At 63.1% G+C, this 17,881-nt stretch carries 15 protein-coding genes; 4 read left to right on the top strand and 11 right to left on the bottom strand.

What is annotated here, in order from left to right; genetic code table 11:
- Positions 1-8 precede the first annotated feature (8 nt).
- Positions 9-1,439, bottom strand: coding sequence for a coniferyl aldehyde dehydrogenase (locus AB5Y68_RS12605; protein ID WP_039039850.1), 1,431 nt, complete (start codon positions 1,437-1,439; stop codon positions 9-11).
- A gap of 212 nt (positions 1,440-1,651) precedes the next feature.
- Here AB5Y68_RS12605 and AB5Y68_RS12600 point away from each other — a divergent pair, with 212 nt between their 5' ends.
- Positions 1,652-1,945 carry a hypothetical protein gene (locus tag AB5Y68_RS12600; RefSeq protein ID WP_010674084.1) on the top strand — a complete coding sequence of 98 codons (294 nt, stop codon included), beginning with the start codon at positions 1,652-1,654 and terminating at the stop codon, positions 1,943-1,945.
- Positions 1,946-1,999: 54 nt separating this feature from the next.
- Here the strand turns inward: AB5Y68_RS12600 and AB5Y68_RS12595 are convergent, their stop codons facing one another.
- The 8 genes from AB5Y68_RS12595 to AB5Y68_RS12560 all read right to left on the bottom strand — a co-directional run bounded on the left by AB5Y68_RS12595 (position 2,000) and on the right by AB5Y68_RS12560 (position 10,020).
- Complete coding sequence (locus tag AB5Y68_RS12595) at positions 2,000-2,449, bottom strand: C40 family peptidase (RefSeq protein WP_029314241.1); 450 nt, start codon at positions 2,447-2,449, stop codon at positions 2,000-2,002.
- 106 nt (positions 2,450-2,555) lie between these two features.
- Complete coding sequence (locus AB5Y68_RS12590) at positions 2,556-3,470, bottom strand: hydrogen peroxide-inducible genes activator (protein ID WP_010674086.1); 915 nt, start codon at positions 3,468-3,470, stop codon at positions 2,556-2,558.
- 297 nt (positions 3,471-3,767) lie between these two features.
- Positions 3,768-4,733: an alpha-L-glutamate ligase-like protein gene (locus AB5Y68_RS12585; RefSeq protein ID WP_039039849.1), complete on the bottom strand. Its 966-nt coding sequence runs from the start codon at positions 4,731-4,733 to the stop codon at positions 3,768-3,770.
- A gap of 3 nt (positions 4,734-4,736) precedes the next feature.
- The gene (locus tag AB5Y68_RS12580; RefSeq protein ID WP_010674088.1) at positions 4,737-6,275 is read right to left on the bottom strand and encodes an inactive transglutaminase family protein; all 1,539 of its coding nucleotides are present in this window, start codon (positions 6,273-6,275) and stop codon (positions 4,737-4,739) included.
- Between the two features lie 3 nt (positions 6,276-6,278).
- Positions 6,279-7,037: an ATP-dependent zinc protease gene (locus AB5Y68_RS12575; RefSeq protein ID WP_010674089.1), complete on the bottom strand. Its 759-nt coding sequence runs from the start codon at positions 7,035-7,037 to the stop codon at positions 6,279-6,281.
- An 82-nt stretch (positions 7,038-7,119) separates the two neighbouring features.
- A complete protein-coding gene (cmoB, locus tag AB5Y68_RS12570; RefSeq protein WP_039039847.1) occupies positions 7,120-8,097 on the bottom strand; it encodes a tRNA 5-methoxyuridine(34)/uridine 5-oxyacetic acid(34) synthase CmoB in 978 nt (325 codons plus the stop codon).
- Between the two features lie 3 nt (positions 8,098-8,100).
- Positions 8,101-8,838, bottom strand: a complete 738-nt coding sequence (cmoA, locus tag AB5Y68_RS12565; protein ID WP_039039846.1) for a carboxy-S-adenosyl-L-methionine synthase CmoA — start codon at positions 8,836-8,838, stop codon at positions 8,101-8,103.
- Positions 8,839-9,171: 333 nt separating this feature from the next.
- Positions 9,172-10,020 carry a DUF72 domain-containing protein gene (locus AB5Y68_RS12560; RefSeq protein ID WP_010674092.1) on the bottom strand — a complete coding sequence of 283 codons (849 nt, stop codon included), beginning with the start codon at positions 10,018-10,020 and terminating at the stop codon, positions 9,172-9,174.
- A 427-nt stretch (positions 10,021-10,447) separates the two neighbouring features.
- Here AB5Y68_RS12560 and aspS point away from each other — a divergent pair, with 427 nt between their 5' ends.
- The 3 genes from aspS (at position 10,448) to AB5Y68_RS12545 (ending at position 15,125) form a co-directional block, all read left to right on the top strand.
- Positions 10,448-12,214, top strand: coding sequence for an aspartate--tRNA ligase (gene aspS, locus AB5Y68_RS12555; RefSeq protein WP_010674093.1), 1,767 nt, complete (start codon positions 10,448-10,450; stop codon positions 12,212-12,214).
- Between the two features lie 100 nt (positions 12,215-12,314).
- Positions 12,315-13,055 carry a YebC/PmpR family DNA-binding transcriptional regulator gene (locus tag AB5Y68_RS12550; protein WP_039039845.1) on the top strand — a complete coding sequence of 247 codons (741 nt, stop codon included), beginning with the start codon at positions 12,315-12,317 and terminating at the stop codon, positions 13,053-13,055.
- Positions 13,056-13,499: 444 nt separating this feature from the next.
- Positions 13,500-15,125, top strand: coding sequence for a phosphoethanolamine transferase (locus AB5Y68_RS12545; protein ID WP_039039844.1), 1,626 nt, complete (start codon positions 13,500-13,502; stop codon positions 15,123-15,125).
- Positions 15,126-15,516: 391 nt separating this feature from the next.
- Here the strand turns inward: AB5Y68_RS12545 and AB5Y68_RS12540 are convergent, their stop codons facing one another.
- Positions 15,517-16,731 carry an ROK family protein gene (locus AB5Y68_RS12540; protein WP_010674096.1) on the bottom strand — a complete coding sequence of 405 codons (1,215 nt, stop codon included), beginning with the start codon at positions 16,729-16,731 and terminating at the stop codon, positions 15,517-15,519.
- A 4-nt stretch (positions 16,732-16,735) separates the two neighbouring features.
- On the bottom strand, positions 16,736-17,881 hold the full coding sequence (nagA, locus tag AB5Y68_RS12535; RefSeq protein ID WP_039039842.1) for an N-acetylglucosamine-6-phosphate deacetylase: 1,146 nt from the start codon (positions 17,879-17,881) through the stop codon (positions 16,736-16,738).

The raw sequence follows: 17,881 nt of genomic DNA, 5'->3' as shown, positions 1-17,881 counted from the left end.
CTCGCCTCCTAGCGCAGGAACAGGGCCATCATCAGCCGCTGGTACCAGCGCCGATAGGGGGGATGAATGAGGGAGCCTGTGCTGAAGCGTCCGCGACGCAGCACGGTTTTCGCCTTGGAGAAGGTGAGAAACCCCTCGCGGCCGTGATAGTGGCCCATGCCGGAGGGACCGATGCCGCCGAAGGGGGCATCGTCCGCCGCCACCTGGAACAGACTCTCGTTGATGGCCATGCCCCCGGCGTGGGTCTCCCGGATGAGGCGGCGCTGCAGCGTCTCGTCCAGGCTCATGAGATAGAGCGCCAGGGGGCGGGGGCGGGCTGCCACATAGGCCAGGGCTTCCTCGATGTCGTCATAGGGCACCAGGGGCAGCAGGGGGCCGAAGATCTCCTGCTGCATCACCTGGCAGTGGCCGGGCACCTCGGTCAGCAGGTGGGGCACCAGTTTGCGGGTGGCGTCATCCCGGGCGGGCGTGACGCAGGGGTAGATCTGGGCGCCGGCCTGCCTCGCCTCCTCCAGCCAGGCGGTGAGCCGCTCGTACTGGGGAGCGTTGATGATGGCGCCATAATCCGGGCTCTCGAGCCCTTTGGGGTAGAGGCGGCGAAAATGGGCCTGATAGGCCTCGATAAAGGCCTGCTCCTGCCCCCTCGGCAGCAGCACGTAGTCGGGGGCCACGCAGATCTGGCCGGCGTTGAGGCTCTTGCCGAAGATCATCCGCTCCACCGCCAGGGCCAGGGGCATGTCGGGGGCGATGAGACAGGGGCTCTTGCCGCCGAGCTCCAGGGTGAGGGGGGTGAGCTGGGGGGCGGCCGCGGCCATCACCAGCCGACCCACCGCCGTGGAGCCGGTGAAGATGAGATGGTCGAAGGGGAGGGCGCTGAAGGCGGCCGCGATCCCCGCATCCCCCTCGATGACCACCACCTCGTCACCGCCGAGGGCCTCATCGAGCAGGGTGCGCAGCACGGCGTTGGTGTGAGGGGTGAACTCGGAGAGCTTGATCATGGCGCGGTTGCCGGCGGCGAGGGCGCCGATGAGGGGCCCGAGGCTGAGCATCACCGGGAAATTCCAGGGCACCATGATGCCGACCACGCCGAGGGGCTGATAGTGCACCTCGACCCTGGCGGAGGCCAGCAGCAGGCCGGGATGACGGCGCTCCGGTTTCATCCACCCCTTGAGCCGTTTCTGGGTGTAGTTGATCTGCATGACGCAGGGGAGCACATCGGCGATCAGGCTGTCGTAGTCGCTGCGCTGGCCGTAGTCCCGGGCCAGGGCCTGACACAGTGCCTGTTTGTGGCGCAGCAGCCCCTGCTTGAGGGCGTCAAGTCTGGCGCGGCGGGACGCCAGATCCGGCATGGGGGTGGCCTGGCTGGCCTGCCTGAGCCGATGCAGTTGTTCGGGGAGGGAGAACTTGTCCGGTGAGGCGGGGGTGACGGTGGTGTCCATGGCATGCTCCGCACGAAAAGTGACCGACTGATTAGTCGGTCCAAATCTAGCGATTCGTTGCCGACTTGTAAACCGGGCGAGGGCAGAGGGTGGCTGCCAGTGGGCAGCGTTGTCCGGAACTGTGTCCGGGCTCCCATTTTTGAGGCATCCGGATTGGTCTTATATCCAATAAGGGGTAATTGTGGGTCACCAACTCGGAGGGAGAACCGCACATGACCAGGGAATTGCATAGCCTGCTGGCCCGGCTGGATGACGTGATCGCGCGCATGCCGGACAGTTTCAATACCTATGAGTTTGCCCAGAAGCTGGCGCTGCAACATCAGCAGGAGTATTTCGCCGCGGGCCACTCCCTGGCGGGCCAGGAGAAGAACCTGCTGCGCCTGCTCCACGAGAAGATTGCCCTGGCGCTGGCGAGCCATGAGGGCGTCATCGAGGGGGCCCTGCTGCCCTGCATGACCCCCTGGGGAGAGCGCGCCACCTCGCCCCGCTGGCACCGCAAGCACTGACCCGGCAACAACATGAAAAGGCCCCTTGGGGCCTTTTCATGTTTGGGGTCGCACCTACTGGACCAGCCTGCGGGCCTGCCAGTAGCGGCTGTTCCAGTAGACGTTGTCGAGGCGCGAGCGGATCACGCCCTTGCTGGTGGAGGCGTGGATGAACTCACCGGCTCCGGTGTAGACCCCGACGTGGTACTGCTGCCAGCCGGTCTTGAAGAAGACCAGGTCCCCGTGCTGGAGACGGTATCTGTCCACCGGGCGGCCGAGGCTCGCCTGGGATTCCGTGGTGCGGGGCAGGGTGAAGCCCAGCACCTGGCTGTAGGCGAGCTGGGTGAAGGCGGAGCAGTCGAGACCGGCGCGGCTGGTACCGCCCATGCGATAGGGCACGCCGCGCCACTGCTGATAGAAGTTGTCGAATGCGCCGCTCTGGCGCACGGGAGGGGGAGGCTCCGGCGTGCTGGAGCAGGCGGCGAGAAGCAGGGCCAGCAGGGGCAGCAGCAAGGTGCGAAACATCTCAACTCCTTGATAGGGCACGGGGTTCATCATAGACGATGATCCTGCCTGGAACCTGAATGACAACGGCATTGACGAGTGGCCGCCTGTGGGGGCAGCCACTGGATCACCCCGCCGGTTTGGGGGTAATGAGCGGCGTCAGCAGCTCGGCAATCTTGTAGAAGGTCTGCACCCGCGTGGTGCTGGGGCGCCACACCAGGCCTATCTCCCGATAGGGTTTCTCCCCGGGCAGGGGGATGGCCACCAGGTCCGTGTTGTCGAGGATGCCCGCATCTATGGCCATCTGGGGCAGGAAGGTGGTGCCAAGACCGGCCCCCACCATCTGCACCAGGGTGTGCAGACTGGTGGCGGCGAACGGGTTGATCTTGCTCTTGTCCCGCAGCCGGCAGGCGCTCACCGCGTGCTCCGTCAGGCAGTGCTCCCGCTCCAGCAGGAAGATGCTCTGGTTGGGCAGCTCCTTGTAGTCGAACGGCATGTGCAGGCCCGCAGCCATGTGGGAGGGCATCACCATGTGGAAGGGATCCTGGCCGACGGTTTTGCTGTGGAAGCCGCCGATCTCCACCGGCAGCGCCAGGATCAGCAGATCGAGCTGCCCCTGCTCCAGCTGCTTGAGCAGATTGGTGGTGGTGTCTTCCCGCAGCAGCAGCTCCAGATCCGGATAGGCCTTGCCGCACACCTGCAGCAGCTTGCTCAGCAGGAAGGGGGCGATGGTGGGGATGCAGCCCAGGCGCACCGTGCCGTGCATGACGCCCCCCTGCTGCTGCCCCAGCTCCATCAGATCCCGGGCGTCGGAGAGCAGGTTGCGCGCCCGCGCCACGATTTCCATGCCGACCGGCGTCATGATGAAGCTCTTGTGATCCCGCTCCACCAGTTGCAGGTTCATCATGTCCTCCAGGGTCTGGATCCCGGTACTCAGGGTCGACTGGCTGACATGGCAGGCCTTGGCGGCGCGGTTGAAATTCTTGTGCTCGTCCAGAGCGACCAGATACTGGAGCTGCTTCAGGCTGGGCCAACGTTGCATAGGAGAAACCCGATCGATGCTATCTATTTGATTTGATTAATCTACCATCGAGAAGCCCCGTTGTCGTCGACAAATCGGTGCCCCCTGGCAGGCGCACTGCCTCACGCACATGGGGTGGCCTGCGCCGATGAGCTGGTCACCCCTCATTGGTCAGGAGCTTATCCCCTTGTGCCGCGCCATTGAAGGGGCGCCGCCATGGGATGTGACGGGGATCGGCCTTCGGGCGGGGCGCCCTGCGCGCAGGAGCGGCCATAAAAAAACGCGCCGGTGGGCGCGTTTTTGCAGAAGGGGGGCGGACTATTCGTCGAAGATACCGAAGTGATCCTTGGCGAAGTTGACCCGCTGCTCCACGTTCATCTTGACCTGACCCAGCTTCTCGATGGTCTTGAGGTTGGGCACCAGGCCGCGACCGTTGGCGATCTGGATGGCAAGGCCCGGACGGGCGTTGAGCTCCAGCAGCATGGGGCCGCGGAACTTGTCCAGCACCATGTCGGTCCCGATATAGCCCAGACCCGACATCTCGTAGCAGGAGGCCGCCAGGTTGAGCAGGGTGTCCCAGTGGGGCACCTTCAGATCGTAGAGATCCAGGCCGGTATCCGGGTGGTGGCGCAGCGGGTTGCCAAACTGCACCGCCCGCAGGGCGCGGCCGGTGCGCAGGCACAGGCCCACCCCCACGGCGCCCTGGTGCAGGTTCGCCTTGCCATCGGAAGCCGAGGTGGAGAGGCGCATCATGGCCATCACCGGGAACCCTTTGAAGATGATCACCCGGGCATCGGGGACCCCTTCGAAGGAGTAGCCGTCGAACACGTCGTCGAAGTTGATGAGCCCTTCTACCAGCGCCACGTCGGGCTTGCCGCCGAGGGAATAGAGCCCTGCCAGGATGTTGGAGACATGGCGCTCCAGATCCTGGCCGTTGGCGGCGCTGCCGTTGGGCTTGTAGAAGAGGCCGTCCTCCTGGCGCAGGATCACCAGGATCCCCTTGCCGCCGGAGCCGCGGGCCGGCTTGATGCAGAAGCCCGGCCAGTCCTTCACCAGCTCGGTGATGCGAGTCACGTCGTGCTGCTCGCGGATGGTGCCGATGAGTTCAGGCACCGTCACCCCCGCATCCAGCGCGATGCGCTTGGTCTTGAGCTTGTCATCCACCAGCGGATAGAGGCGGCGCGGGTTGTAGCGGCTGATGTAGGAGTGGTTGCGCTTGTTCATGCCGAGGATGCCTGCCTGGGACAGGCTCCACGGACTGGTGTATTTCTGCCAGAACCACATCTGTTACTTGTCCTTACCCGGGGTGGCACCAGACTTCATCTCGTCCACCAGCGGCTTGAAGCGCTTGAGCTCGCTCAGCTTGTAGCCGGTGTAGTTACCCATCAACAGCACGGTCGCCATCAGCACCAGCTGCAGGCCGAGGAAGTTGAAGGTGAGGTGACGAATGAGCTCGTTGTCCATGGCCAGGTAGGCGATGACCGCCACCAGCAGGGAACCGCCGCCCTGGCGGAACACCTCTTTGGGACCCTCTTCTTCCCACAGGATGGACATGCGCTCGATGGTCCAGGAGAGGATGATCATCGGGAAGAAGGTGATCTTCATGCCGTCGGTCAGCCCCAGCTTGAAGGCGAACGCCGAGAAGATGCCGATCATCGAGATCACCATGATGATGATCGCCGATATTCGGGCGACCAGCAGCAGGTTCAGCCTCGAGAGGTAGGAGCGGATCACCAGGCCGGTGCCGACGATCAGCAGGAAGCCGATGAGGCCGGTGACCAGCGAGGTCTGGATGAAGGCGACCGCGATCAGCACCGGCATGAAGGTGCCGGAGGTCTTGATCCCCACGATGACCCGCAGAAACACCACCATCAGCACGCCGATGGGGATGAGCAGCAGACCCTTGAACAGGGCTTGCTCTTCCAGGGGCAGGCTGTGGATGGAGAAGTTCATCATCTCGGATTTTTCGAACTTCTGGGCCAGGGCCACGTTGACCGGTTGCTCCTGCTCGATCATCGAGAAGGTGACGCGGGAGTTGTGACCGCCGGTGACGTCCAGGAGGGCGCCGGAGTTGTACTCCCACAGCAGCAGGTTGGCCGGTTGACCCTGTTCACCGCTTTGCGGGTTGAACAGCTTGTAGTCGGTCGGGCTGTTGAAGACCTGCAGGTAATCCACCAGCTCCTGACGGCGACGGCCGTCTTCCAGGCTGAGGGCGTGAACCACCCGGGCCGGGACGTCCGCGTTGTTGAGCAGCTCGGCAATCAGATTGGCGCGGCTCTTGTGGGACTTGAGCAGCTCGGCGTTCTGTTCCTGCTTCTCGATCTCCTTGATGATCTCGCGGGTCAGGGTGTAGCCGTCGGCGGAGCGCTCCTGGGCGCGCTCCAGGATCTGCTTCATGGCCGTGGCGTAGGGCTCGCTCTCGATCTGCTTCTCGATGGCGGGCGGCTGCGGGTTGGCGGCGGGCTTGGCATGGGCATCGGCCATCATGTCGACCCGGTAGTAGAGCTCCTGACGGCCGGAGGCGGTGCGGATGGACCACTCGGCGCGGGCATCCCCGTCTTTTTCCACGAACGACAGGCCATAGCCCGGGCTCGCGGCGTTCTCGTTCATCAGGGTGAAGCCGGGCTGGGTGCCCGGAATGGCCAGGGAGGCGATCACCGGCTCGCCGGTGGCCTCGAACTCGAGTTTGGCTTCGATGGACCAGATCTGGCGCTTTTCACCCGGCGTGAGCGGGACGTCCAGCGCGATGTGATGATAGAAGGTCATCCCCAGGCCGACGATGTAGAGCAGGGCGACCAGCAGATAGAACGGCTTACGGGAAACCATGGATTATTTCACATCCTTGAGCTTGGGTTTGGGTTGGATATATTCGCGGGCCACGTCGACCACGGCGATGTCTTTGAGGAATTCACGGCCCAGCAGCACGGGGAAGGTCATGTCGCTGCGGTCCTTCAGGGTAAATTCGGCCTTCTCGGTCATGTCGCCGATGCGCACGGCGAGGCGAACCACGGGGCGACGGTCGAGATCGTCGGCGGAAGCCTGACGGACCCGCACGTGACGCACCAGGGGCGCTTCAATCTGGATCTTGTCGTCCATCTCCTGGTGGCTCAGGAAGAAGCGCACCCAGTTTTTGCCGTTGCGCTCGAAGATGGTGATCTCCTGGGCGCTGATGGAGGAGGTGGTGGCGCCGGTGTCGACCCGGGCCTGGAAGGCGTCGTTGGCGGCGTCAACCCAGATCCACTCCGCTTCACCCACCAGCAGCTTGCCATCGACGGTGTGGCCCTGGCTCGGCGCCGGGCACTTCTCGGTGGGAATGGGCATGGCCTTGGGCGGCTCGGGAGGCAGGGTAGCCAGCTTGCTGTCGACTTTCTTCACGGACTCTTTCATGTTGGTGACATCGGTGTTGAGCTGAACCAGCAGGTGCTGTTGCTGCACATACTGCTTCTGTTGCTGTTCCATGGATGTTTGCAGACGTTGCTCGCTCAACGAGATCTCGTTGCGCAGCTCGGCCAGCGTCAGGGTCGGGGCCGGGGGGGCTTTTTCCATACTGACACACCCGCCGAGACTGAGCAGGGAGAGCAGGGTCATTCCTTTTAATTTGCTTTTCATGTCATTCATTTAACTGTGCTTCCTGGAATTGGGTCAGTGTAACTTCCACAGCCGCCATCGGCTAGTCTTTGGCCTTTCTGGCGATCAGTACGGCACGTTTGGGTGCCGGGTATCCTTCGACCGTGAGTGCAGGATTGTGTGGATCCAGATAGTCACTCAGGGACTCGTTAATCATCCAGTCGGTACGACGCTGTTCGTCGGTGCTGGTCATATTCTCGTCGACGATGCGCACCTCGGTGAACCCGCAGCGCTCGACCCAGCGTGTGAGGGCCGCGCTCGAGGGGAGGAACCAGACGTTGCGCATCTTGCCGTAGCGATCGGAAGGCATCAGCACCTGGTTTTCGTCGCCGTCCACCACCAGGGTCTCGAGCACCAGCTCCCCATCGTCTTTGAGCTGGTTGCGCAACTGCTCGATGTGCTCGATGGGGGACTTGCGATGATAGAGCACCCCCATGGAGAAGACGGTGTCAAAGGCCCGCAGATCCGGCAGCTCCTGGATACCGAGGGGCAGCAGGTGGGCGCGCTGGTCGTTGCCTGCGAAGTGGCGAATGGCTTCGAACTGGCAGAGGAACAGCGGGCTCGGGTCGATGCCGACCGCCAGTTTCGCCCCTTCCCCCACCATGCGCCAGAGGTGGTAGCCGCTGCCGCAGCCCACGTCCAGCACGTAGCGGCCCTGGAGCGGGCTGATGTGGGGCAGCACCCGATCCCACTTCCAGTCGGAGCGCCACTCGGTGTCGATGTGGATGCCGTGCACATGGAAGGGGCCCTTGCGCCAGGGCATGAGCTGGCGCAGCAGGCTCTCGGTCTTCTTGCGCTCACCCTCTCCCAGGCTATCGGGGCCGCCGATGGCGACCCGCTCTTTGAGCTCGATCCGGCCGGGGGCCACGACGGGCAGCTTGGCGAGGGCGCGGTTCCAGCGCGGCAGATCCCCGTGCAGATTGTCGTGCTGCCAGGCGTGCAGCTGGGCGGGCAGGGTGTGCAGCCAGTGGCTCAACCGGTTCTTGGCGATCAGTTGATAAAAATGGGCGAAATCGATCATGGCTTAGTTGGTGTCGCTGGCTTTGATGGCAATCATGGAGCCGAAGTTGAAGCACTGGAACCAGAGGTCCAGGTGGGTGAAGCCGGCGTCCCGCAGGCGCGCCTGATGGACCGCCAGGGTGTCGGTGCGCATCACGTTCTCAAGGGCGGTGCGCTTCTGGCTGATTTCCAGCTCGCTGTAGCCGTTGGCCCGCTTGAAGTCGAGGTGCAAGTCGATGAGCAGCTCGTTGACCTGCTCGTCATCGAAGCGGAACTTCTCGCTCAGGATGAGGATGCCGCCGGGGCGCAGGCCGTCAAAGATGCGCGCGATGAGGGCGGCCCGCTTCTCGGGGGCGACGAACTGCAGGGTGAAGTTGAGCACCACCACGGAGGCGTTCTCGATGGGGATGTCGCAGATGTCCGCCTCGATGAGTTCCACCGGCACCTCGGACTTGAAGCCCGAGAGGTGAGCGCGGGCCCGCTCGATCATGGGGTGGGAGAGATCCACCGCCGTGATGTGGCAGCCGGGTTGGGTGACGTGGCGGCGCATTGCCTGGGTCGCGGCGCCGAGGGAGCAGCCGAGATCGTAGAGGCGGCTCTGGGGCTGGGCGTAGCGGGCGGCCATCATGCCGATGGCGGAGATGATGTTGCTGTAACCGGGCACCGAGCGCTGGATCATGTCGGGGAAGACATCGACGACCTGCTCGTCAAAGCAGAAGTCTCCCAGACGGGCGATGGGGGCGGCAAAAATCTGATCGTGCATGCTGACGCAACCTGACAGCCGGTGTGGTGGGCGGCTGTTTTATTCAATTGAATCTTGGGTGGACGGGCATCGAAATGGCGTCGTCACCGGTTGACGAACGGGGTGGCTTGCTCCGGGATCCTTCGGGCTGCCCCTGTTCGCAACGGGCCATGGTCCGGGCCCTCAGGGTGCCGGGCTGGGGTGGGCAACGCATTGCCATGCACCCAGGCCCGGGACCTTACTTGGGGCGCTAGTGTAGAGGAAAGGCGGGCGTTTGTCTTGACGCCAACCCCGGTGGGACCACAAAAAAAGCGGCTTTTTTTGGGGACGGAGAAGGGGCGGGGAGGGGGCCGCTCAAAAGGGCAGCACCCCCTGGCGAGCGCGATCGTTTTCTCCTGGCCAGGGGGCCATCTCCTGGCCGAGCAGGCGGCTGATCTGCCGTGCGAGTTCGGGGGCCCGGGCATTGTCGGCGGTGTGAACAAAGAGGTAGAGATCCTTGCCCTCCTGGAGCCATTGTTTCCAATGTGGCAACCATGGTGGCAAAAAAGGGTGATTGTCCTCGATTTGAGGCAAACCAATCAGGCGCACCACCGGGGCACCCCCTGTGGCCAGCAGATGGACCGGCAACCTGGGTTTCTTGCCCTGGGCATCGATCATGGCGGCCGTGGTGGCGGGCACCGAGAAGAGCGGACGGCTGTCGAGCATGATGCGATTGATGCCCCGCGCCATCAGCATCCGGTTGAGGGCCCGTTCCGCCTCCCCCTTGGCGAAGAAATCGGGGTGGCGCACCTCGAGGGCATAGGTGAAATCCTGGGGCAGCCGCGCGAAGAAGGCATCCAGACGAGCCAGCCCCTCTGGCCCGAAGCGGGCGGGCAGTTGCAGCTTGAGCAGCCCCAGCTTGTCATGCAGGGGGGCCAGCAGGCGGATGAAGGCCGTCACCTGTTTGTCCGCGCTCACCAGATCGCTCTGGTGACTGATCTCCTTGGGAAACTTGAAGCTGAAGCGAAAGTGGTCGGGGACCGCATCGGCCCAGCGCTGCACCGTCTCCGGGGTCGGTGAGGCGTAGAAGGTGGTGTTGCCCTCCACGGAGTTGAACACCCTGGCATAGTCGGCGAGGTGCTCGGCGGGCCTGGCATTCATCCCCAGTAACTGGCCGGGCCAGGCCGGGTGTGACCACTGGGGCAGGCCCAAATAGAGGCTCATGATGGTTCCTGTCGGCAGGTTGGCGCACTTTTGCCCTCCTTTTTGCGCCAGAACAACAAAAAACAGGGTAAAGGGGGCTGCGGGCCATTTTACCCAAATGGAGGTTTTCCTCTATAATGCCAACCCTTTTGTTTGCCACATTGTCGTAATGCGCGCGACCGAGCCCCCGGGTGACGATGATCGCGGCCCGGCAGTGGCCAGACAACGACGCCGCCGATACCCCGGCGCCCACTCGTCATCCCGGTCGGGAGCGGGGGCCTGCCTGGGGCGGCGGCAAGAATCCGGCTCGGGGAGCCGGATGACCCGAGACAGATTTCAAACCGGGCAAGAAGCAGGATCTGGCCAGCTGTGAGACAGACGGTGCTTGCCAGTCGTGCCCGGCGACCCAGGATGAACCGTCTCTCTACCATTTCGAAGGAAGAAGTCCATGCGCTCTATCTATTGCGGACAGGTCAATGAGGCCCATGCCGGGCAGACCATTACATTGTGCGGTTGGGTCCATCGTCGTCGTGATCTCGGCGGCCTCATCTTTATCGACATGCGCGATCGCGAGGGCATCGTGCAGGTGTTCTTCGATCCGGACAAGCCGGACGCCTTTGCCCTGGCCTCCGAGCTGCGCGGCGAGTTCTGCATCCAGGTGACCGGCGTGGTGCGTACCCGCCCCGACTCCCAGCGCAACAGCGACATGGCCACCGGTGCCATCGAGGTGTTCGCCCACGAGCTGACCATCATCAACCGTGCCGAGCCGCTGCCCCTTGACTTCAACCAGGTCAACAGCGAAGAGGTGAGCCTCAAGTACCGCTACCTGGACCTGCGTCGTCCCGAGATGGCCAAGTACCTGAAGACCCGTGCCAAGGCCAGTGCCTTCGTGCGCCGCTTCATGGACGAGCACGGCTTCCTCGACATCGAGACCCCGATGCTGACCAAGGCGACCCCGGAAGGGGCCCGTGACTACCTGGTGCCGAGCCGCGTGCACAAGGGCAAGTTCTACGCCCTGCCGCAGTCCCCCCAGCTGTTCAAGCAGTTGCTGATGATGTCCGGCTTCGACCGCTACTACCAGATCGTCAAGTGCTTCCGCGACGAAGACCTGCGTGCCGACCGCCAGCCGGAATTCACCCAGATCGACGTGGAGACCTCCTTCATGACCGCGCCCCAGGTGCGTGAAATCATGGAAGAGATGATCCGCAAGCTCTGGCTGCACATCCTGAACGTGGACCTGGGCGACTTCCCCATCATGACCTTCGACGAAGCCATGCGCCGCTTCGGCTCCGACAAGCCGGACCTGCGCCTGCCCATGGAGCTGGTGGATGTGGCAGATCTCTTGACCGAGGTGGAGTTCGCGGTGTTCGCCGGCCCCGCCAAGGATCCGAAAGGCCGTGTGGCGGCCCTGAAGGTACCGGGCGGCGCGGAGCTGTCTCGCAAGCAGATCGACGAGTACACCAAGTTCGTCGGCATCTACGGTGCCAAGGGCCTGGCCTGGATGAAGGTCAACGACGCCGGGAGCGGCCTCGAAGGGGTGCAGTCCCCGGTGGCCAAGTTCCTCTCTGACGCCATCGTGCGCGAGATCCTGGCCCGCACCGGCGCGATGGATGGCGACATCATCTTCTTCGGCGCCGATTCCAAGAAGGTTGTGTGCGATGCCATGGGCGCCCTGCGCCTGAAGGTGGGCCGCGATCTGGGCCTGGTGGAGAACGTCTGGAAGCCGCTCTGGGTCATCGACTTCCCCATGTTCGAGGAAGATGGCGAAGGCGGCCTGGCGGCCATGCACCACCCCTTCACCGCCCCGAGCAACCTGGGCCCGGCCGAGCTGAAAGCGAACCCGGTGGGCGCTTACGCGAACGCCTACGACATGGTGATCAACGGCTACGAAGTGGGTGGCGGCTCTGTGCGTATCCACAACAGCGAGATGCAGTCCACCGTGTTCGACATCCTGGGGATCACCCCGGACGAGCAGCGCCTGAAGTTCGGCTTCCTGCTGGATGCCCTGAAATACGGCACCCCGCCCCACGCCGGCCTGGCCTTCGGTCTGGACCGCCTCAGCATGCTGCTGACCGGCACCGACAACATCCGGGATGTCATCGCCTTCCCGAAAACCACGGCGGCCGCCTGTCTGATGACAGACGCCCCGAGCTTTGCCAACCCGGCCCAACTGGGCGAGCTGGCGATTGCGACCACCGTCAAGGGTGACGAATAAGCCGTTATCGGCAACAAAGGCCGCAGCGATGCGGCCTTTCCCGTTTCCCCCTGGTCGATACCAGTGTTACTGAAATTTCCAACTATAACGGAGAGTCCCTATGGCAGGTCACAGTAAATGGGCCAACATCAAACACCGCAAGGCGGCGCAAGACGCCAAGCGCGGCAAGATCTTCACCAAGCTGATCCGCGAAATCACCACCTCCGCGCGTCTGGGTGATGCCGATCCTGCCAACAACCCCCGCCTGCGTGCGGCGGTGGCGGCAGCCCTGACCAGCAACATGACCCGCGACACCATCAACCGCGCCATCCAGCGTGGCGCCGGCGGCGGTGACGGCGAGCAGCTCGAGACCATCGTGTACGAAGGGTACGGCCCGGCCGGTTCCGCCGTCATGGTGGAGTGCCTGACCGACAACCGCAACCGTACCGTGGCCGAAGTGCGTCACGCCTTCAGCAAGTGCGGCGGCAACCTGGGGACCGACGGCTCCGTGGCCTATCTGTTCACCAAGAAGGGGGTGCTGACCTTCGTGGGTGCCGATGAAGACGCCCTGATGGACGCCGCCCTGGAAGCCGGTGCCGACGACGTGGTAACCGAAGAAGATGGCACCATCGAGGTCTACACCACCCCGAACGACTTCGGCACCGTGCTGGACGGTCTGGAAGCTGCCGGCTTCAAACCCGAGAGCGCCGAAGTGACCATGATCCCCTCCACCGAGGCGGAACTGGATGCCGAGACCGCGCCCAAGCTGATGCGCCTCATCGACATGCTGGAAGATCTGGACGACGTGCAGGAGGTGTACCACAACGGCTCCATCTCCGACGAGATCGCCGCGACCCTGTGATCCCTCAGGGCAAAGGGGAGGGCGACCACAACGGTCCTCTTCCCCGGCTCCGACGAGATTGCCGCGACCCTGTGATTGCCTCTCGGGAGCGCTGTGATCCCCCAGTGCAAGGGGAGGGCGATCACAACGGTCCTCTTCCCCGGCTCCGGCGAGATCACCGGCCGCTCGCGACCCTGTTCAGGTTCGCGAACACACAGGTGTGACATCTTGTTCACCTTCGCAAAAACGGCAGCCCGGGCTGCCGTTTTTTTATGTGCCAGACCGCGCACCTCCCCTTGTGGTTCGATTTCCTCTCTTAATGTTCGCTTAAGTTTGCCGTCCTAGGATGACCCCGTATCTGGACCTCCCTGGCTCTTGTCCTGTTTTTCAGGGCCGAGTGTCGGGATGGTCACCACGAAGCCTGCTGGCAGGTTGTTAGTTCCACTGGTTTGTCGGAGTCTCTCTATGCGTCTCACTCTGGGAGTGATGAAGGTCAATCTGTTGCTGGTGTTGCTGTTTGCACTGGTCTTCAACTGGCCCATTTTCCTGCACTTTTATCGCATTCTCAGCGCCCTTGAACACGTCAAGGCGGGGTTTGTCCTCTCCATTCCCCTGGTACTGGTGGCGGCCCTCAACGCGGTGTTCCTGCCCTTTACCTTCCGTTATCTGCTCAAGCCCTTTTTCGCATTGCTCATCCTGACCGGCTCCCTGGTCAGCTACGCCATGCTCAAGTACGGGGTGATCTTCGACATGGGCATGATGCAGAACATCATCGAAACCAACAGCGGGGAGGCGGGCTCCTACCTCAACGGTTCCGTGGTGCTCTGGTTCCTGCTGACCGGCCTGCTGCCGGTGCTGGTCCTGCTGTGGGTGAAGATTGAGTACCCCCGTCCCTGGTACAAGGGGCTGGGTCTGCGCCTCGGCTCCATCGCCCTCTCCTTGCTGTTTCTGATGGGGGCTGCCGCCCTTTATTACCAGGATTACGCCTCGGTCGGGCGCAACAACAAGTCCCTCGGCAAGGAGATAGTGCCCGCCAACTATGTGCACGGGCTCTACAAGTACGCCCGGGATGTGGTCTTCGCCACTCCCATTCCCTACCAGCAGATCGGCACCGATGCCAGGGTGATCGGCCAGCATGAGAAGCCGACCCTGATGTTCCTGGTGGTGGGGGAGACGGCCCGCAGCCAGAACTACTCCCTCAACGGCTACAAGAAGGAGACCAACGGCTTCACCGAGAAGGAGGCCAATGTGGTCTCGTTCAGGAACGTGCGCTCCTGCGGCACCGCCACTGCGCTCTCCGTGCCCTGCATGTTCTCGAACATGACCCGGCGCGGCTATGACGAGGCCAGGGCCCAGTCCCAGGACGGCTTGCTGGACGTGCTGCAACATGCCGGGATCTCGGTGCTCTGGAAGGAAAACGACGGCGGCTGCAAGGGGGTGTGCAAAAACGTCCCCACCATCGAGATTGAGCCCAAGGCATTCCCCGCATACTGCTCCGGCAATGCCTGTCATGACGAGGTGCTGTTGCAGGGGCTGGATCAGCAGATCGCCGACATGCAGGGCAAGCAGGGCAGCAAGCTGGTGGCCTTCCACCTGATGGGCAGCCACGGTCCGACCTACTATCGCCGCTACCCGGCCGCCGATCGCGTCTTCCTGCCGGACTGCCCGCGCAGCGACATCGAGAACTGCAGCAACGAAGAGCTGGTGAACACCTATGACAACACCATCCGCTACACCGACAAGGTGCTGGCCCAGCTCATCGACAAGCTCAAGAGCCTGGAAAGCCAGTACAACGTGGGGCTGGTCTATCTGTCGGATCACGGTGAATCCCTCGGCGCCATGGGGCTCTATCTGCACGGCACCCCCTACAAGTTCGCACCGGACGATCAGACCCGGGTGCCGCTCCTGACCTGGTTCTCTCCCCAGTTGCAGGCGGACCGTCAGCTCAATCTGGATTGCCTGCAACAGGAGGCAGCCAGCAAGCGCTTCTCCCACGACAACCTGTTCCACTCCATGCTCGGCATCATGGACGTGCAGACCCAGGTCTATGAGGGCAAGCTGGATCTGTTCAAGCCGTGCCGGGCGGGGTAAATGGGCCCGAGCGGTTGAGCGGCACGACAACCTGTTGCCCCGCACCATGCTCGGCATCATGGACGTGCAGACCCAGGCCTATGACGGCAAGCTGGATCTGTTCAAGCCGTGCCGGGCGGGGTGAATGGGCCGGAACGGTTGAGCGGCACGACAACCTGTTGCCCCGCACCATGCTCGGCATCATGGATGTGCAGACCCAGGTCTATGACGGCAAGCTGGATCTGTTCAAGCCGTGCCGGGCGGGGTGAACTACGGCGTCCGATTACGCCGCTACGGGGCTAATCGAACCTACGCTCTGTTCAAACCTTGTAGAGCGAGGTAAACCGGCGAAAACAGACCATAAAAAAACGGCAGCCACTGGCTGCCGTTTTCGTGTCCGAAGGGGTGGGCCTTACTTCTGCTCCATGATGATCTGCAGCAGATCCCCTTCCAGCAGGGAGCGCTTGACCAGGGCGAAGCCGCCGATGGTGGGCTGGTTCTGGAAGCGCGCCTTCACGATGGGCAGGCCGCGATGGAAACTTGGCAGAGACTGGTGCTCGACACAGCGGCGGATGGCCGGGATCAGGATCTCTTCGGCGGCGGTGATTTCACCGGCGATGAGCACCTTCTGGGGGTTGAACAGGTTGACCGTGATGGCGATGGCGCGCCCCAGGTGCTCCCCCACGTTCTCGATCACGCTGCGGGCCAGCTCGTCACCGGCCACCGCCGCCTTGCACACCTCCTGAATGGTGATGTGCTTCTCTTGCAGCGAACTCAGGTGACCGCGGCTGATGAGCTCCTTCACCTTGTCGACGATGGCCTCGTTGGAGGCGATGGTCTCGAGGCAGCCGAAGTTGCCGCAGTGGCAGCGCTTGCCAAGGGGTTCGACCTGGATGTGGCCTATTTCGCCGACGTTGCGGTTCTGGCCAAGAAACACCTTGCCTTTGGTGATGATGCCCGAGCCCGTCCCCTGGTGGACACTCACCAGGATGGAGTCCATGCAGTCGCGGGACTCGCCGAAGAAGTGCTCGGCCAGCGCCAGCGAACGGGTGTCGTTGCCCACGTAGCAGGGGAGGTTGAAGTGGTGCTCCAGGAGCTTGGCGAGCCCCAGGTTGCGGATCTGGTAGGTGGGGGTGTAGATGACCATGCCGGATTCCGGGTTGACCAGACCCGGCATGGTCAGCGCGATGCTGATGAGGTTGCGGCTGCGATCCTGATTGGCGTCGATGAAGGCGCCAATCTCCCGCAGCAGCATGTCCACCACGGGTTGCTGCTCGATCTCGGTCACCTGGGTGATGTGCTGATCGAGCTCCTTGCCGTCGAGGTCATACAGGGAGAGCTGCAGGTAGCCGCGACCCAGCTTGGCGGACACAAACTGGAAGCGATGCTTGATGGTGGTCAGGGAGATGGCGCGGCGCCCGCCGGTGGAGGCTTGCGGCGAGGTCTCCCTGATGAGGCCGTGCTCGATCAGTTGCCGGGTTATCTTGGTCACGCTGGCCGGGGCCAGCTGACTCAACTCGGCAATTTTGACCCGCGAGATGGGCCCCTGCAGGTCAATGAGGCGATAGACGACCGCACTGTTTACCTGCTTGATAAGATCTACGTTTGCTATTTGTCCGCCAGTCATAGTGTCACTGTGTTGTGTAGTGTCCGTTAACCACGGTCCCGCAGACCGCGAAGGCCTGATCAAAGACGGTGAGGTTGGCAATTTTTCCGACCTGGATACTACCGAGACGCGAGTCCCATCCAATGGCGCGAGCGGGGTAAAGGGTGGCCATTCTCAGTGCTTCGTCGAGCGGCAATCCGACCTGTTTGACCAGATTTTCCACCCCTTCGATCATGGTGAGGGCGGAGCCGCCGAGTGTACCATTCTCATCGACGCACTGACCATCGCGGAAATAGACGGTTGCGCCGCAAAAATCAAATTTCTCAAAGCCTTCCGGTGCACCTGCCGCCGCGGTTGCATCGGTGACCAGCACCAGCCGCTCCCCCAGCATCCTGTGCGCCAGACGCACGTTGGCCCAGTGTACGTGGTGGCCGTCGACGATGATGCCCGCATAGACATCCTTGCGATCGTAGATGGCACCGACCACGCCGGGCTCGCGACCATTCAGGGTCGGGGTCATGGCGTTGTAGAGGTGGGTGGCAAAGCGCATGCCGTTGTCAAAGCCCGCCATGGCCTGGTCGTAGTTGGCGGCGGTGTGGCCGGCGGAGACCAGGATGCCGGCCTCCACCAGACGGCGGATGTGCTCGGGCTTGTTGCGCTCCGGCGCCAGGGTGATCTTGGCGATGGCGTCCGCGTTGTCGCAGAAGAAGTCGATCATCTCGTCGGCGGGCTGGCGGATCTGTTCGGCCGGGTGGATCCCCTTGCGCTTGAGGTTGGTGTAGGGCCCTTCCAGATGGACGCCAAGCACCTCGTTGGGGTGGGCGGCCATGTAGTCGCGGGTGACGGCGACGGCCTGCTTCATGTCCGCATCCGGGCTGGTGATCAGGGTCGGCAGGAAGCTGGTGGTCCCGGATTTCAGGTTGGCCGCCTGCATGGTGGCCAGGGTGTCCGTGGTGATGTGACCGTTGAACATGACGCCACCGCAGCCGTTGAGCTGGACGTCGATGAAGCCGGCGCTGAGGTTGGCGCCCTGGAGGTCAATCTGCTCGATGCCGGCGGGCAGTTCTGCCTGGCGGGAGATGGCGACAATCTTGTCGCCATCGATGACCACGCCATAACCGGTCAGCACGCAGCTGCCGGTGTAGAGAGTGCAATTAGTCAGAGCGTACAT

It is taken from the genome of Aeromonas sp. R6-1, assembly GCF_040908165.1.
Classification (GTDB): domain Bacteria; phylum Pseudomonadota; class Gammaproteobacteria; order Enterobacterales; family Aeromonadaceae; genus Aeromonas; species Aeromonas caviae.
The sequence above is the reverse complement of the archived record's forward strand: the minus strand, read 5'-3'. Positions and strand labels throughout refer to the sequence as shown.

What these genes read in the sequence shown, in the direction of transcription:
- AB5Y68_RS12605 (WP_039039850.1), bottom strand. Translation starts at nt 1,439, where the DNA reads ATGGACACCACCGTCACCCCCGCCTCACCGGACAAGTTCTCCCTCCCC.
- AB5Y68_RS12600 (WP_010674084.1), top strand. Translation starts at nt 1,652, where the DNA reads ATGACCAGGGAATTGCATAGCCTGCTGGCCCGGCTGGATGACGTGATC.
- AB5Y68_RS12595 (WP_029314241.1), bottom strand. Translation starts at nt 2,449, where the DNA reads ATGTTTCGCACCTTGCTGCTGCCCCTGCTGGCCCTGCTTCTCGCCGCC.
- AB5Y68_RS12590 (WP_010674086.1), bottom strand. Translation starts at nt 3,470, where the DNA reads ATGCAACGTTGGCCCAGCCTGAAGCAGCTCCAGTATCTGGTCGCTCTG.
- AB5Y68_RS12585 (WP_039039849.1), bottom strand. Translation starts at nt 4,733, where the DNA reads ATGTGGTTCTGGCAGAAATACACCAGTCCGTGGAGCCTGTCCCAGGCA.
- AB5Y68_RS12580 (WP_010674088.1), bottom strand. Translation starts at nt 6,275, where the DNA reads ATGGTTTCCCGTAAGCCGTTCTATCTGCTGGTCGCCCTGCTCTACATC.
- AB5Y68_RS12575 (WP_010674089.1), bottom strand. Translation starts at nt 7,037, where the DNA reads ATGACCCTGCTCTCCCTGCTCAGTCTCGGCGGGTGTGTCAGTATGGAA.
- cmoB (WP_039039847.1), bottom strand. Translation starts at nt 8,097, where the DNA reads ATGATCGATTTCGCCCATTTTTATCAACTGATCGCCAAGAACCGGTTG.
- cmoA (WP_039039846.1), bottom strand. Translation starts at nt 8,838, where the DNA reads ATGCACGATCAGATTTTTGCCGCCCCCATCGCCCGTCTGGGAGACTTC.
- AB5Y68_RS12560 (WP_010674092.1), bottom strand. Translation starts at nt 10,020, where the DNA reads ATGAGCCTCTATTTGGGCCTGCCCCAGTGGTCACACCCGGCCTGGCCC.
- aspS (WP_010674093.1), top strand. Translation starts at nt 10,448, where the DNA reads ATGCGCTCTATCTATTGCGGACAGGTCAATGAGGCCCATGCCGGGCAG.
- AB5Y68_RS12550 (WP_039039845.1), top strand. Translation starts at nt 12,315, where the DNA reads ATGGCAGGTCACAGTAAATGGGCCAACATCAAACACCGCAAGGCGGCG.
- AB5Y68_RS12545 (WP_039039844.1), top strand. Translation starts at nt 13,500, where the DNA reads ATGCGTCTCACTCTGGGAGTGATGAAGGTCAATCTGTTGCTGGTGTTG.
- AB5Y68_RS12540 (WP_010674096.1), bottom strand. Translation starts at nt 16,731, where the DNA reads ATGACTGGCGGACAAATAGCAAACGTAGATCTTATCAAGCAGGTAAAC.
- nagA (WP_039039842.1), bottom strand. Translation starts at nt 17,881, where the DNA reads ATGTACGCTCTGACTAATTGCACTCTCTACACCGGCAGCTGCGTGCTG.